This window comes from Myxococcus sp. CA056 (assembly GCF_013336715.1).
GTDB lineage: Bacteria > Myxococcota > Myxococcia > Myxococcales > Myxococcaceae > Myxococcus > Myxococcus llanfairpwllgwyngyllgogerychwyrndrobwllllantysiliogogogochensis.
Genome location: NZ_JABUMT010000001.1, coordinates 1,616,124 through 1,629,700 on the forward strand (window position 1 = coordinate 1,616,124; position 13,577 = coordinate 1,629,700).

At 68.1% G+C, this 13,577-nt stretch carries 14 protein-coding genes; 8 read left to right on the forward strand and 6 right to left on the reverse strand.

Going from position 1 to position 13,577, the window contains the following annotated elements; genetic code table 11:
- Positions 1 to 196: 196 nt before the first annotated feature.
- From HUA76_RS06570 to HUA76_RS06580, 3 genes are read right to left on the reverse strand one after another with little or no spacing between them, the layout of a single operon-like run.
- On the reverse strand, positions 197 to 2,206 hold the full coding sequence (locus tag HUA76_RS06570; RefSeq protein ID WP_174460301.1) for an acetyl-CoA carboxylase biotin carboxylase subunit: 2,010 nt from the start codon (positions 2,204 to 2,206) through the stop codon (positions 197 to 199).
- 14 nt (positions 2,207 to 2,220) lie between these two features.
- Positions 2,221 to 3,837 (reverse strand): acyl-CoA carboxylase subunit beta, encoded by a 1,617-nt coding sequence (locus tag HUA76_RS06575; RefSeq protein ID WP_174460302.1) that lies wholly within the window; start codon positions 3,835 to 3,837, stop codon positions 2,221 to 2,223.
- Between the two features lie 5 nt (positions 3,838 to 3,842).
- Positions 3,843 to 5,552 carry an acyclic terpene utilization AtuA family protein gene (locus HUA76_RS06580; RefSeq protein ID WP_174460303.1) on the reverse strand — a complete coding sequence of 570 codons (1,710 nt, stop codon included), beginning with the start codon at positions 5,550 to 5,552 and terminating at the stop codon, positions 3,843 to 3,845.
- Between the two features lie 166 nt (positions 5,553 to 5,718).
- Between HUA76_RS06580 and HUA76_RS06585 the strand changes: the two genes are divergently transcribed.
- From HUA76_RS06585 to HUA76_RS06605, 5 genes are all read left to right on the forward strand, one after another.
- Complete coding sequence (locus HUA76_RS06585; protein ID WP_217439456.1) at positions 5,719 to 6,285, forward strand: TetR/AcrR family transcriptional regulator; 567 nt, start codon at positions 5,719 to 5,721, stop codon at positions 6,283 to 6,285.
- Between the two features lie 66 nt (positions 6,286 to 6,351).
- The gene (locus HUA76_RS06590; RefSeq protein WP_141643948.1) at positions 6,352 to 7,230 is read left to right on the forward strand and encodes an SDR family oxidoreductase; all 879 of its coding nucleotides are present in this window, start codon (positions 6,352 to 6,354) and stop codon (positions 7,228 to 7,230) included.
- 115 nt (positions 7,231 to 7,345) lie between these two features.
- On the forward strand, positions 7,346 to 8,830 hold the full coding sequence (locus tag HUA76_RS06595) for a DUF1570 domain-containing protein (protein ID WP_174456024.1): 1,485 nt from the start codon (positions 7,346 to 7,348) through the stop codon (positions 8,828 to 8,830).
- Positions 8,831 to 9,024: 194 nt separating this feature from the next.
- Positions 9,025 to 9,231, forward strand: a complete 207-nt coding sequence (locus HUA76_RS06600) for a hypothetical protein (protein ID WP_141643946.1) — start codon at positions 9,025 to 9,027, stop codon at positions 9,229 to 9,231.
- A complete protein-coding gene (locus tag HUA76_RS06605; RefSeq protein WP_141643945.1) occupies positions 9,215 to 9,703 on the forward strand; it encodes a hypothetical protein in 489 nt (162 codons plus the stop codon). The genes HUA76_RS06600 and HUA76_RS06605 overlap by 17 nt, the downstream gene beginning before the upstream one ends.
- 10 nt (positions 9,704 to 9,713) lie before the next feature.
- Here HUA76_RS06605 and HUA76_RS06610 read toward each other — a convergent pair whose 3' ends face one another.
- Positions 9,714 to 9,965, reverse strand: a complete 252-nt coding sequence (locus HUA76_RS06610) for a hypothetical protein (RefSeq protein ID WP_174460304.1) — start codon at positions 9,963 to 9,965, stop codon at positions 9,714 to 9,716.
- A gap of 186 nt (positions 9,966 to 10,151) precedes the next feature.
- On the opposite strand from HUA76_RS06610, the gene HUA76_RS06615 reads away from it, so the two are divergent.
- The 3 genes from HUA76_RS06615 (at position 10,152) to HUA76_RS06625 (ending at position 12,035) form a co-directional block, all read left to right on the forward strand.
- Complete coding sequence (locus HUA76_RS06615; protein ID WP_174460305.1) at positions 10,152 to 10,757, forward strand: TetR/AcrR family transcriptional regulator; 606 nt, start codon at positions 10,152 to 10,154, stop codon at positions 10,755 to 10,757.
- Complete coding sequence (locus tag HUA76_RS06620; RefSeq protein WP_174460306.1) at positions 10,754 to 11,296, forward strand: DoxX family protein; 543 nt, start codon at positions 10,754 to 10,756, stop codon at positions 11,294 to 11,296. The genes HUA76_RS06615 and HUA76_RS06620 overlap by 4 nt, the downstream gene beginning before the upstream one ends.
- Before the next feature lie 103 nt (positions 11,297 to 11,399).
- Positions 11,400 to 12,035 (forward strand): hypothetical protein, encoded by a 636-nt coding sequence (locus tag HUA76_RS06625; RefSeq protein ID WP_174460307.1) that lies wholly within the window; start codon positions 11,400 to 11,402, stop codon positions 12,033 to 12,035.
- A 59-nt stretch (positions 12,036 to 12,094) separates the two neighbouring features.
- On the opposite strand, the gene HUA76_RS06630 is transcribed toward HUA76_RS06625, so the two are convergent.
- Together HUA76_RS06630 and HUA76_RS06635 are read right to left on the reverse strand one after the other, a co-directional pair.
- Complete coding sequence (locus tag HUA76_RS06630) at positions 12,095 to 12,664, reverse strand: hypothetical protein (RefSeq protein ID WP_174460308.1); 570 nt, start codon at positions 12,662 to 12,664, stop codon at positions 12,095 to 12,097.
- Positions 12,661 to 13,422: a hypothetical protein gene (locus HUA76_RS06635; RefSeq protein WP_371823430.1), complete on the reverse strand. Its 762-nt coding sequence runs from the start codon at positions 13,420 to 13,422 to the stop codon at positions 12,661 to 12,663. Before HUA76_RS06635 ends, HUA76_RS06630 begins: the two co-directional genes overlap by 4 nt.
- Between the last annotated feature and the right edge of the window lie 155 nt (positions 13,423 to 13,577).

Consider the following 13,577-nt stretch of genomic DNA (forward strand, 5'->3'; position numbering starts at 1 on the left):
CGTCTCCTGACGACGATGGCCCCAAGAGAAAGCACCTCGTTCCGAAACCGGAAGGTCGCACCGTCCCGCGGGGCGCCCGCACCTGCTCATCAGTCCACGAACGTCATGGACCCCAGAACAGGTGGGAGTCCCGTCACGGACATTCCCCACGCACTCCGGGACAAGCGATATGCGGGGCGCGATGTTGCCCGCACCTTCAGGCCGGCGGCTCCTTCGGCTTCGCCTCCGGCGTGAGCACCACGAGCAACTGCTTCGCGGACACCTGTCCGCCCACCGAGGCATTCACCGCCTCGACGACGCCAGGAATGTCCGCCGCGAGCTGGAACTCCATCTTCATCGCCTCCAGCACGAGGAGGACGTCACCCGGCTTCACCACGTCGCCCGGCTTCGCATCCACGCGCAGGATGCGTCCGTCCATCGGCGCGAGCAGTCGGCCTGTGCCCGCCCCCTCCGACGACTTCGCCGGACGAAACGTCACGTCCGTGAGGCGGCGTGCCCCGACGCCCAAATCCAACCAGAGCGAGTCCCCGCTCCGGAGATAGCGCGCACGGCCTCGCGCCCCGCCAACGGAGTAGTCGAACACGCTGTCCGCCAACCCCAACACGCCGACTTCGAGCGACTCGCCGCCTGCGCTCACCTCGTACTGCGATGGAGACACCGGCCGCACGGAGACCTTCGACTCACCGCTCCGGTCCTCCAGCGTCATCGCCACCGGATGCGTGTACGCCGTGTTCCAGTTCACCAGCGAGCCATCCAGCCCGCTCCTCTTCGCGAGGACCTGCGCCTCATCGTGGAAGAGGGCCGTCGCCGCCAGCGCCCGCTCACGGGGAGTCGTCTCGTACAGCCGCGCCAGCGTCGCGCCGTCCGCGTGCTTCCCGATGAAGCCCGTGTCGTAGACGCCGGAGCGGAATGTCCCGTCCTGCAGCACGTGGAGCAGCAGGGCCTTGTTCGTGGTGACACCGAATACGGTGAGCTCGTGCAGCGCCTCCACCAGTCGCCGCCGCGCCTGCTCCCGGTCCGAGCCGTACGCAATCACCTTCGCCTGCATGGAGTCGTAGAAGGGCGGAATGTCCTGCCCCTCGCGCACGCCATGGTCGATTCGCACGCCCTCGCGCGAGGGCAGCCGCCACGTCAACAGCCTCCCCGCCTGCGGTGCGTATTGTTTCGCCGGGTCCTCGGCGCACAGGCGCACCTCGATGGCGTGCCCCTTCCACGTGATGTCCTTCTGCTCGCGCGGCAGCACCTCGCCCGAGGCCACGCGGAGCTGCCACTCCACCAGGTCCAGGCCGGTAATCTCCTCGGTGACGGGGTGCTCCACCTGGAGACGGGTGTTCATCTCCATGAAGTAGAACTCGCCGCTCGGCGCGAGGAGGAACTCGATGGTGCCCGCGCCCTTGTAGGCAATCGCCTGGGCCGCGGTGACGGCCACCTGTCCCATCCGCTCTCGCAGCTCCGCGCTGACGGCGGGGGACGGGCTCTCCTCGACAATCTTCTGGTGACGGCGCTGAACCGAGCAGTCGCGCTCACCCAGATGCACCACGTTGCCGTGCTCGTCCGCGAAGACCTGAATCTCCACGTGCCGCGCGTTGATGACGGCCCGCTCCAGGATGAGCTCACCGCTGCCGAAGGCGTTGGTGGACTCCGAGCGTGCCCCGCGCAGCGCGGCGCGGAGCTGCGACGCCTCGTGCACCAGTCGCATGCCGCGCCCACCACCACCGGCCGCCGCCTTCACCATCAGCGGGAAGCCGATGCGCTCGCCCTCCACCGCCAGCGCCTCGTCGTCCGCATCCGATGCCTCGTAGCCGGGAATGCACGGCACGCCGGCGGCAATCATCCGCAGCTTCGCCTGACGCTTGTTGCCCATCAGGGTGATGGCCTCGGCGTCCGGGCCGATGAAGACGAGCCCCGCCTCCTTGCACGCGCGAGAGAAGGCCGCGTTCTCGGAGAGGAAGCCGTAGCCCGGATGAATCGCCTGGGCCCCCGACGCCTTCGCCGCGCCAATGAGCTTGTCGATGACGAGGTAGGACTCCTTCGCGGGCGACGCGCCAATCGGCACCGCCTCGTCCGCCGCGAGAACGTGCGGCGCACCCCGGTCCGCCTCGGAGAACACCGCCACCGTCCGATAGCCCAGCCGCTTGCACGTGCGAATCACCCGCACGGCGATTTCGCCCCGGTTCGCGACGAGGACCTTGCTGAAACGCTCCATCCCGTTCGCTCCTCTCACAGGCGTGCGACTCCGAAGCTGTTGGGATTGACCTCGCGTCGCCCCGCCTCGCGGCAGATGGACAGGACGAACCCGAGCACCCGTCGCGTATCGCGCGGGTCGATGATGCCGTCGTCGAACAGCCGCGCCGAGGCGTTGAAGGGGTGCGACTCCTTGTCGAACTGGTCGACGATGGGCTGCGTGAAGGCGCGGATGGCCTCCTCGTCCACCACCTCACCGCCGCGCGCGAGCTTCTCGCCGAAGACAATCGACATCACCTTCGCCGCCTGCTCGCCGCCCATGACGGCCGTGCGCGCGTTGGGCCACGCGAAGATGAAGCGCGGATGGAACGGTCGGCCGCACATTCCATAGTTGCCAGCGCCGAACGAACCGCCCACCAGCAGCGTCACCTGCGGCACCGTGGCGTTCGCCACCGCCTGAATCATCTTCGCGCCGTGCTTGACGATGCCGCCCTGCTCCGGCTGCGTCCCCACCAGATACCCCGTGGTGTTCTGGAGGTAGATGATGGGCGTGCCCGACTGGCAGCAGAGCTGGATGAACTGCGCCGCCTTCGTCGCGCCCTTCGGGCTGATGGGGCCGTTGTTGCCAATGATGCCAATGGGCGCGCCGAAGAGGTTCGCCCACCCGCAGACGGTGTGCGCGTCATAGGCGTCCTTGAAGCCCGTGAAGTCGGAGCCGTCCACGAAGCGCGCGATGATTTCGCGGCAGTCGTAGGGCTTGCGGTAGTCCGCCGGGATGGCGCCGCACAGCTCATCTGGCGAGTAGCGCGGCTCCTCGTAGAGCGTGGGCGCGGCCGCCGCCAGTCGCTCGTTCCAGCCGAGCTTGGACACGATTTCCCGCGCCATGCGGATGGCGTCGGCGTCGTCCTCGGCCAGATAGTCCGCGGTGCCCGCGACGGTGGCGTGCATCTCCGCGCCACCCAGGTCCTCGTCGGTGGCGACCTCGCCCGTCGCCGCCTTGAGCAGCGGCGGGCCCGCGAGGAACACCTTCGCCTTCTTCTTCACCATCACCACGTAATCGGACAGGCCCGGCAGGTATGCACCACCCGCCGTGCTGGAGCCGTGGACCACGGTGATTTGCGGAATGCCCGCCGCCGACATCCGCGCCTGGTTGTAGAAGGTCTCCCCGCCCGGGATGAAGATCTCCTGCTGGTACATGAGATTCGCGCCGCCGCTCTCCACCAGCGACACCATGGGCAGCTTGTTCTGCAGCGCGATGGCCTGCCCGCGCAGCGCCTTCTGCACACCCCAGGGAGACGCGGTGCCACCCTTGATGGCGGAGTTGTTGACGAAGACGAAGCACCGCACGCCGGACACGTAGCCGATGCCCGCGATGCTGTTGCCGCCCGCCAGCGAGCCGTCACTGTCGTCGTGGTAGCCGTACCCGCACAGCGTGGACAGCTCCAGGAACGGCGAGCCCCTGTCCAGCAGCATCATCAGTCGCTCGCGAGGCAGCAGTTGGCCGCGCTTGTGGAACTTCTCGGTCGCCTTGTTCTCGGTGGCGCGGACCTTCGCCTCCACACTCCGCAGCTCAGCGAGGCGCCCGAGCATGTCCGTGCGCTGTGCCTGAAACGACTCCGAGCCCGTGTTCACCCGCGATGTGATTCTTGGCATCGGCCTCAACCCTCTCCTTCACGCAGCAGCGACTCGGGGATGTCCACGTGGCGCGAGCGGAGCCACTCCCCCAGCGCCTTGCCCTGCGGGTCGAAGCGCGTCGACGACGACACGCCCTCGCCCAGAATCCCGTCGACCACGAAGTTCACCCCTCGGAGCTGGGGGAAGTCGTGCCGCTCAATCGCGAAGGCCGCCGTCTCCGGTAGCAGCTCGCGCAGCTTCTCCGCCGTGAGGAAGTGCGCAAGCCACCGCCAGGCCGCGTCCGTCCGCGCCCACACGCCGATGTTCGCCGTGCCGCCCTTGTCCCCACTGCGCGCCGCGACGATGCGCCCCAGCGGTGCCCGCCGCGTGGGACCCGAAGGCAGCGCCTCCGGCAACGCGGGCTTCTCGACAGGAGCCAGCTTCAGCGACTGCTCCGTGGGCGCGATGACCGTGCGCGCGCCATCCGGCAGGACGGCGACGTGCTCCACGCGCGTCGCATCGACATAGGCCGGCGTGTAGACACCGTAAGGCGCGCCATCCGACGGCGGCGCCGTCATGGTGAAGCCAGGATAGGTGCCCAGCGCCAGCTCCACGGCGGCGCCACTGAAGGAGCGACCCACGAGCTTCTGGTCCGCGTCCTTCACCACGACGCGCAGGAAGGCCGCGGCCTGCTCCTCCGTGGCGGCGTCCTCGCGGTCCGTGCGCACCAACGTCCAGTGCGTCTCCTTCGGCTTGCGCGTGAGCGCCGCTTCCATCTGTCCTCGGATGAGCGCCGCCTTCTCCTCGATGTCGAGCCCCACCAGGATGAACGTCGCCTCGTTCTTGTAGCCACCCAGGTGGTTGAGACAGACCTTCACGGTGGGCGGAGGCGGCTCACCCTTCACGCCCGAGATGCGCACGCGGTCCTTCCCCTCCGCCGCCAGGGTGATGGAGTCGAACCTCGCCGTCGCGTCAGGCCCCGCGTACCGGGCCCCGGTGATTTCATAGAGGAGCTGCGCGAGCACCGTGTCCACCGTCACCGCGCCGCCCGTGCCCGCGTGCTTGGAGATGACGGACGAGCCATCCGCGAACAGCTCCGCCAGGGGGAAGCCGGGCCGGCGGACATCCAGCTCCTTGAAGAAGGAGTAGTTGCCGCCCGTCGCCTGCGTGCCGCACTCCAGGACGTGGCCGGCCACCATGGCCCCGGCGAGCTTGTCCCAGTCGTCCCGCTTCCAGCCGAAGTGCGCGGCGGCCGGGCCCACCACCAGCGAGGCATCCGTCACGCGACCGGTGACGACGACGTCCGCGCCCGCGCGCAGGCTCTCGGCGATGCCCCAGCCGCCCAGGTACGCGTTCGCGGTGATGGGAGAGCCGAGGCCCAGCTCGTCCGCGCTGCCGGAGAGGTCATCCCCCTCCACGTGCGCGATGCGCGCCTTGAGGCCCAGCTTGTCGTTCAGCTCGCGCAGCGCCGTCGCGAGGCCGGACGGGTTCAACCCGCCCGCGTTCACGACGACCTTCACCTTCTTGTCCAGCGCGAGCCCCAGGCACTGCTCCATCTGCCGGAGGAACGTCTTGGCGTAGCCGGTGGACGGGTCCTTCATCCGGTCCCGGCCAAGAATCAACATCGTCAGCTCCGCCAGGTAGTCGCCCGTGAGGACGTCCAACTGGCCGCCTTCGAGCATCTCCCGGACGGCCGAGAACCGGTCTCCATAGAAGCCCGAGGCATTGCCGATACGGAGGGGGGACTCGCTCATGCGCTCTCCACGTCCAGCCTGAATGCGGGCAGTCTGGGAGCCCATGCCTAAAAAAGCAAGCGCGCTTGCTTTTTTCGAGGGTGCCTTTCAAGCTGACTTCGTGAGCGACGCACCGCCGCCGGGCAGACAGGAACAGGAGCGCAGCCGCGTGACACGGCAGCGCTTGATGGAGGCCGCCATTGGCGCCCTGTCGGAGCTGGGGTGGGCTGGCTCCACGATGACGGTCATCGCCGAGCGAGCAGGCGTGTCTCGCGGCGCGTGCCAGCACCACTTCCCCACGCGAGGCGACCTGGTCGCGGCGGCGGTGGAGTACGTCGGGCACCAGCAGGTGGAGGAGCTCAGTCGGAGAGCGGCCCGCCTGCCAGCGGACGTGCGGCGGACCGAGAGCATCCTGCACATGCTGGCGGGCTTCTACACGCAGCCGCTCTTCGCCGCGGCAGCGCAGCTCTGGGTGGCGGCGAGCGCGGACGCGGAGCTGCGCGCGCAGTTGTTGCCGGTGGAGGCGAAGGTGGGGCGGGAGGTACACCGGCTCACGGTGGCGCTGCTCGGCGTGGATGACCGCGAGCCGGAGACGCGCGAGCTGGTGCAGGCGACGCTGGACCTCATCCGGGGCCTGGGGCTCGCCAACCTGCTGCGGGACGACAGCGCGCGCAGGAAGAAGATTCTCCACCGCTGGGCGCTCACGCTGGAGGACGCGCTGCGTTCCCGGCGCGGGCGGAAAGCGGGAGACTGACGCCGCGAGGCGACCACGGACACCACGGGCCCTCTCGCCACGCACGGGGCCACTTCGGGAGACGACATGGGTTACCGCTCTGTATTCGCACCGGGTTGTTTCAAGGGACAGAACATCGTCGTGACGGGAGGCGGCAGCGGAATCGGGCGCTGCACCGCGCACGAGCTGGCGGCGCTCGGCGCGCACGTCGTCCTGGTGGGCCGCAAGCTGGACAAGCTGGAGAAGGTCGCCGCGGAGCTGCGCGAGGACGGCGGCGAGTGCTCACTGGAGACGGTGGACATCCGTGACGAGGAGGGCGTGAAGGCCACGGTGGCACGCATCGTCGCGGCACGCGGGCGCATCCACGGCCTGGTGAACAACGCGGGCGGACAGTTCCCGTCACCGCTCGCGGCCATCTCCAAGAAGGGCTTCGAGGCGGTGGTCGCCACCAACCTCACGGGCGGCTTCCTGATGGCGCGCGAGGTGTATCTCCAGTCGATGAGCAACCACGGCGGGTCCATCGTCAACATGCTCGCGGACGCGTGGGGCGGGATGCCGGGGATGGGGCACTCGGGCGCGGCGCGCATGGGCATGCTCAACCTGACGCAGACGGCGGCGGTGGAGTGGGCGGCGACGGGCGTGCGCGTCAACGCGGTGGCGCCGGGCTGGGTCGCGTCCAGTGGCATGGACAGCTACCAGGACGAGGGCGTCAAGGCGCTCATCCCGCTGTTGAAGAAGGAAGTGCCGTTGCAGCGACTGGCCACGGAGGCGGAGGTGAGCGGCGCCATCGTGTTCCTGCTCACGGACGTGGCGGCGTTCATCACCGGCGAGGTCATCAAGATTGACGGTGGCGCGTCGTGCAACACCAAGATTTTCCCGCTGGAGGAGACCTCCGCGTCCAAGCCGTACGAGGGCTTCCACCGCGCGGCGGCGCCTCGCATCCTGGCGGGCGACGAGAAGAAGTAGCGGCGGAGACCTCGGGACTTCCCGCGGGGATGCCGAACTTCACGGGGAGGACTCACGCGTCCCCCCTCGGCGCGTCTCTTCTCCTTCTCTTGGCGTTCATGCCAGAACCCCGCGCATGAAATTCCACGTTGTCTTGATGAGTCTGGTCCTGGCGCTCTCCACCGGCTGCGCGGGCTCCCGCGCGCTGTGTCCCCGTGAAGGCGGGCGGACCTGGTCCGAAGTCCAGAGCGAGCACTTCCGCATCCAGACGAACCTGACGCCCCAGTCGGCCACCACGACGGCGCTCGAGCTGGAGAAGCTCCGCCGCGCCCTGCTGCTGGCGTGGGGAACGGACTTCAATCCCCCCGGCTCCGTGGACGTCATCCTCCTGCGCAACACCAACGAGCTGAAGGAGTTCATCCAGGGCGACTACGTGGGCTTCGTGGCGCCGACGCAGCAGGGCACGCTGCTCGTCATGTCGGGCGAGGGCTACGTGCTGGACGACGGGCCCGAGCAGGAGCTGCAGACGCACGAGCTGGCGCATGAGCTGAGCCGGCACGTGCTGCTGCGCCAGTCCCGGTGGCTGGCGGAGGGGCTCGCCCAGTACCTGCAGACCACCCACGTCAAGGTCAGCACCCAGGAGGCCGTGCTCGGCCGCGCGAACAAGAACAGCCTCGCCTATGTGCGGCAGCACGGCTGGCTCGACGTCGACGACCTCTGGGCCTGGGACCAGAAGGAGTCGATGAGCGCGGCGGAGACGCAGCAGCACTACGCCTCTGCCTGGGTCTGGGTTCACTACCTCATCAACATGCACACCGAGCGCTTCGACGAGCTTCAAACCCGGCTGGCCCGCGCCGAGGACCCGCGCACCGCCTGGGACATCGCCTTCAAGGACGCGGGGGACCTGCGAGGGGACCTGCGCACGTTTGTCTGGAGCGGGCGCTCCGCCATCCTCACCCTGCCCCTGCCCCCCGTGCCCCGAGACGTCACCGTGCGCGAGCTGGACTCCGCGGACGTCCACGCTCTGCGCGGGCGCTTGCACCTGCATGGCATTGGCGCGCGGCCCCAGGAAGAGCGAATCCAGAAGGCGCGCGCCGAGGTGGAGCAGGGCCTGAAGGAGGACCCTGTCAGCGTGAGCGTCGCCGTGCTCGCCGCGCAGCTCCAGCAGAACCCCCAGGAGCACCTGGCTCGCGCCCGCACGCTGGTGCAGGCACACCCCGACGATGGTCGCGCCTGGGACCTGCTTGCGGAGCACCTGGACATGAACAGCGAACGCCAGGCGCTGGAGCAGGCCCGACAGCGCGCCGCCGAGCTGCTGCCCAACGACTCACGCATCCTCGCCAGCCTCGCGGCGCACTACCAGCAGACCCAGCAGCCGGAGAAGGGCCTCCCCGTGGCCCGTCGCGCGGTGGAGCTCGCACCGGGAGACCCCTACGCGCTGACGCTCCAGGCGGCGATGTCCTTCCAACTGGACCGCTGCAAGGAGGCGCTCGGACTCCAGCGTCGCGCGCTGGACATGCTGCACGAGTCCACCCCGGACTCCTACCGCAAGCAACTGCGCGACAGGCTCCAGCTCTTCGAAGCGAAGTGCGGGACCAACACCCGCGGCGCTGCGCCCTGAGCACGACAAGCGCGGCCGTCCTTCGTATTTCACTTCCACCGCGCGGCGGCGCCTCGCATCCAAGAAGTAGCGTCTCGGACAGCGAGGAGAGAAGCGGGCCCTCTGAGCAATGGCCCGCCAGGTCCTCCTGTGAGGTGGCCAGCAGAGAGTCGAGGAGTGCTGCAGACAAAACGCTCCCGACCTAGAGTAGGGCCATGGATATGCGGGACCTGCTCCGGCAGTCTTTTCCCAGCTATGGCCCTCACTGGGACGCCGCCATCGATGCGGGCGTGGACGTGTCCCTTCTGCTACAGAACCTCGAGCTCACTCCGACGGAGCGCATCGAGCAGTTACAGCGCATGACGGAGCTGTACGAAGCACTCCGCCCCAAGGATGCGAGCAGCGATGCAGCGGACTCCTGAGATTCTGACGCTGTTGCTCGATGCACAGGTTCAGTTCGTCATCATCGGAGGCGTCGCGGCGGTTGCCCACGGGTCGGCCACCTTTACCCTGGACCTCGACATCGTCGCGCCATTCACCGAGCACAACTTCACGAAGCTGTTCGATGCGTTGGCTCCGTACCATCCTCGCTATGCCCTGGCCGTTCCCAAGCGCCCTGTGACGGAGCCACCCACGGAGCTTGCGACCTACCAGAACCTCTACCTGCTGACGGACCTGGGGAGGCTCGACATCCTCTCCACGGCGCAGCCTGTTGGCACGTATGACGACGTGGCATCCAAAGCCGTGTCCATGGAGCTGTACGGGCATCCGTGCCGAATCATCGGTCTGGATGATCTCATCGCCATCAAGCAGCACGTGGGTCGCGACAAGGACCGCATGGTTGCACGTGAGTTACTAGCGCTCCGTGACCGTCAGGCAACGAAGCCGCGCTGACTCCACCACTTCACGAGAGCGTCCTGGCATTCCTCGCGATGGTGAGCGTGATGGAGAGCCACGCACTCGCACGGATTGGCTCGGTCTCGATGCCGTGGCGCTCCCCTTCCAACACCATGAAGTAGAGCACGTCCTCCGACAACTCACGTCCATGGACACCGCTGTACAGGACCGTCGTGCTCCTGGATGACCCTGGCGGATAGCGCGGGTCATCCAGCCTCCACGGCAGCAGGCAGCTCGTGCCGTGCCCCTCCGGGCCCACCCACCCACATGTGTAAACCCCTCTCGGACATGCCCACATCCAGGGTGGGCTGTTTCGACACCTCCCCCCCGTGAGTCCGTTTGCCTTCCATCCGACTCCACTTGAACTTGACCACTCGTCCAACAATCATTATTTGAACGAGCGTCCAAGAACGCGCGGGGCCTCCGGGTCTCGCGAGGAGCAGGCATGGGGCGACCCAAGACTTTCGACGAGGACGCGGTGCTGGACCGCGCCATCGAGCAATTCTGGACGACCGGCTACCACGCCGTGTCGGTCCGAGACCTCGAGGCGGGAACAGGTGTCCTGAAGGGCAGCCTCTACGCAGCCTTCGGTGACAAGCGCGCGCTGTTCCTCGCCTCGCTGCGCCGCTACGCGGACCAGAGCGCCGTGCAGATTCGAGAGCTGCTGTCCCACGGCGCCGACCCTCGCGCCGGCCTGGAGCACTACCTGCGCGTGCGCGGCAAGGGCTGCACAGGGCCAGGACGGACGCGTGGCTGCCTGCTCGCCAACACCGCGGCGGAGGTCGCGCCGCATGACCCCGAGGTTCGTGCCGTGGTCGGACAATCCTTCGCCAAGCTCGCCGCCGCGCTGGTGCCCGCCATCCTGGAAGCCCAGGAGCAGGGACTCCTCAGTCGACGGCATGACGCGCGGGAGCTGGCCGCGCACCTCGTCGTGCTCGTGCAGGGGATGAGCGTGGTGGGCAAGACGGAGCCCGACTCCGCGCTCGTCCGCTCCTCCCTGCGCTTCGCCCTGTCGCTGCTGGAAAACGATTCCCCGGAGAAGTCCCGATGACCCACACCCTGTCTCGCATCCTCGTCGACCCGCGCACCGCGGACCGCGCTCTCTCCACCGGCCTGCTCGTGCTGCGGGTCCTCACCGGTGGACTCATGGCCCTGCATGGCGCGGGGAAGATGGTGACACCCTTCACGTGGATGGGCGAAGGCGCGCCCGTGCCCGGCGTGCTCCAGTTCCTCGGCGCCGCCGCCGAGTTCTTCGGAGGCCTGGCGTGGATGGTGGGAGTCGCGACACCGCTGGCCACGCTCGGCGTCGCCGTGACGATGCTCGTGGGCATCGTCATCGCGCACATTCCCTTTGGCGACCCGTTCATCCGGCTCAGCGTGATGGGACTCACCACGGGCCCCGGTGAGCCGTTCGGTGGACTGCCCACCTGGCTCGTCCGCGCGGGAGGACGCAGCGCGGGAGGCTCCGGCTCCTCAGAGCTGGCGACGCTGTACATCGCCGTCTCCGTACTGCTGCTCTCCGCGGGGCCCGGGCGCTTCTCGCTCGATGCGCTGCTGTCCCGAAAGCTCGCGGCCCGCGCCACCGCGTGAAACACCCTGCGGGGTACGCTGCGGGCTCCGCGCGTTGGACGAATGTACAAGCGCGATGACTCACAACCGATAGGGTCCCCAAGCCCCGTGCGACCGCCGTGCGATGCACCGTTACGGTGTCTCCACCTCCAACCCCGAGGCGGACATGCTCGCACGACAATCCTGGCTGTGGCTCACGACGTTCTTCCTGATCTCCAGCACCCTCTCTGCTTGTGGCACCGACGCCCCACCGACGCCTCCGCTCGAATCCACGCTGGAGTCCAGCGAGGCGCCGCTCCTCGGCACCGTGACATGTCTGCTTGGGACGACGACCATCTCCTTCTCACCGCCCCTCACCAACACCCCGCAGGACACGACTGTCTCAGGCGTCGGCAGCCTCACCAACTGCATCTCCCTGCTGACCAGCCCCGTGACGTCCGGCACCACGAACTTCCCCGCCGCGCTCCGACCGGGCCTCGCCTGCGATGACCTGCTCGGCATCCGCGGCGGCACGGTGAACATCGTCTGGAACACCGGAGAGACGTCTCAGCTCTCGCTCACCCAGGTCGTCATCAGCGGAGGTTCCTCCGTGAAGGAGACAGCCCAGATTGGCACGGTCGTCTCCGGCAAGTACGCGGGAGCCACCGCCGTGCGCACCCTGACCTTCGTCACCGCCGACCTGGAGAATGCCTGCGCCTCCCCTGAGGGGCTTCCTCAGTACACGGCCCTCCAGACGCTGGCGCTGACCCTCATCCCCTGACTCGCGGCAGCACACCGGCTCCGGGGGCCACACGCCTCCCCGGGGCCGTCACGCCCGATTCAGCGGGGCGCCGCTCCCGCATCCGTGCCGCCATCCGTCCACCAGGAGGGAACAGGCTGGAGCGGCTTGCCCCACGTCGTATCGCCCACGGGGATACCGGCGTCCGGGGACATGCCCGAATCAGGCTCCGTTCCCGCATCCGGCGACAACGGCTCCTGCGCTCCGTCGAAGCGGCGTCGGAGGATGCGCCCATCCATTCCAATGGCGTACGCGGCGCCGCCATCCAACATCCGGGGCTCCGCTCCGCACGCGGAGGGGTTCGCGGAGATGCTCACGAAGAACACGTCCCCCTGTCGGAGCACGCGATAGAGGTACGACTCCTGCCGGTTCCAGCACGAGCGCCCGCGCGACTCCAACGGCAGGAGGTCCTCGGCGGCAATCGAGAGCGCGCCCAGCATCGCGCCATCCAGGACATAGGCCTGTCCCTCCGCGCCCAGGGAGATGGCGTCCTGTCCCAGCGCCTCCGGGAACTGGATGGACGGGTCCTCAGGCGGATTCGCGGTGCGCGCGCCCGCATGCCGGACGCAGCTCGACAGGAGCACCAGCAGCGGAAGGAGCAGATGTTTCATGGTGTATGGCTCCTTTCGCACGGCGCGCTTCCTTTCTGGACCGAGAACGTTCGTGTATCAGCGTCCGACCAGCGCACCGAGCCCGTCTGTTCGCACTGCCAGTTCGCCCCACTGCGAGACCACTTCAACAACTGCCCGGTCAGCGGGATGTACTGGTGGAAGCCGTCACACGAAGGCTCCGCTGCGTTCCGGGAGAAGAAGGCGACGACGGAGAGCCGCAAGCGCCCATCCTTCGTCTCGCTCTCGAAGCCATGCGCGAGCCCCTCCGAGACAATGAACCGGATGTCGTTCTCCGTCAGGCTGCTGCCATAGGGATGGTTGTGCAGGGCGTAGATGTATCGGATGGCGTCGGGCGGATAGCGGGGGTCATCCACCCAGGAGGGGAGCAGACAGCTCTTGCTCCGCTGCAACGGGTCGACTCGCGACTGGTCCGTCAGCTTGCTCACGACGTATTGCTGGTCCGGCGTGTAATACATCCAGGCGCAGTACTCACTGGAGACACGCCACCGGATATCGAAGTCCTGGTGGTCCCGAGCACCCGCGCTCGAGTGGGGCTTCGTGAGAATCTTCCGGCAGGCCGCGAGCAGGGCGCTGGAGGGCGAGCTGAACGGCCCCAGCATTGGCCCCGGGAGCTTGTCCAGGAACGGCGCTCCCGGCGCGGGACGCACGATGTCGGGGTCAGCCACTTGCGGCGACGAGCACCCGCACACCCCCAGGGCGGCGATGGCCAGCGCGACCCCTGGCCCTTGCGCGTTCACCCACATCTTCCACGGCCTCCCCAGGTGCCCACCGACGGTGCTCGGGCAATCTAGGAAGGACTACACCTATCTTCAAGACAAAGCCGACAAACCGCGAATAGACGGAAAGCACGGGAGCGCTCGCGGGTGGCCTTTTCCGGCCGGAGCGGTCTCGG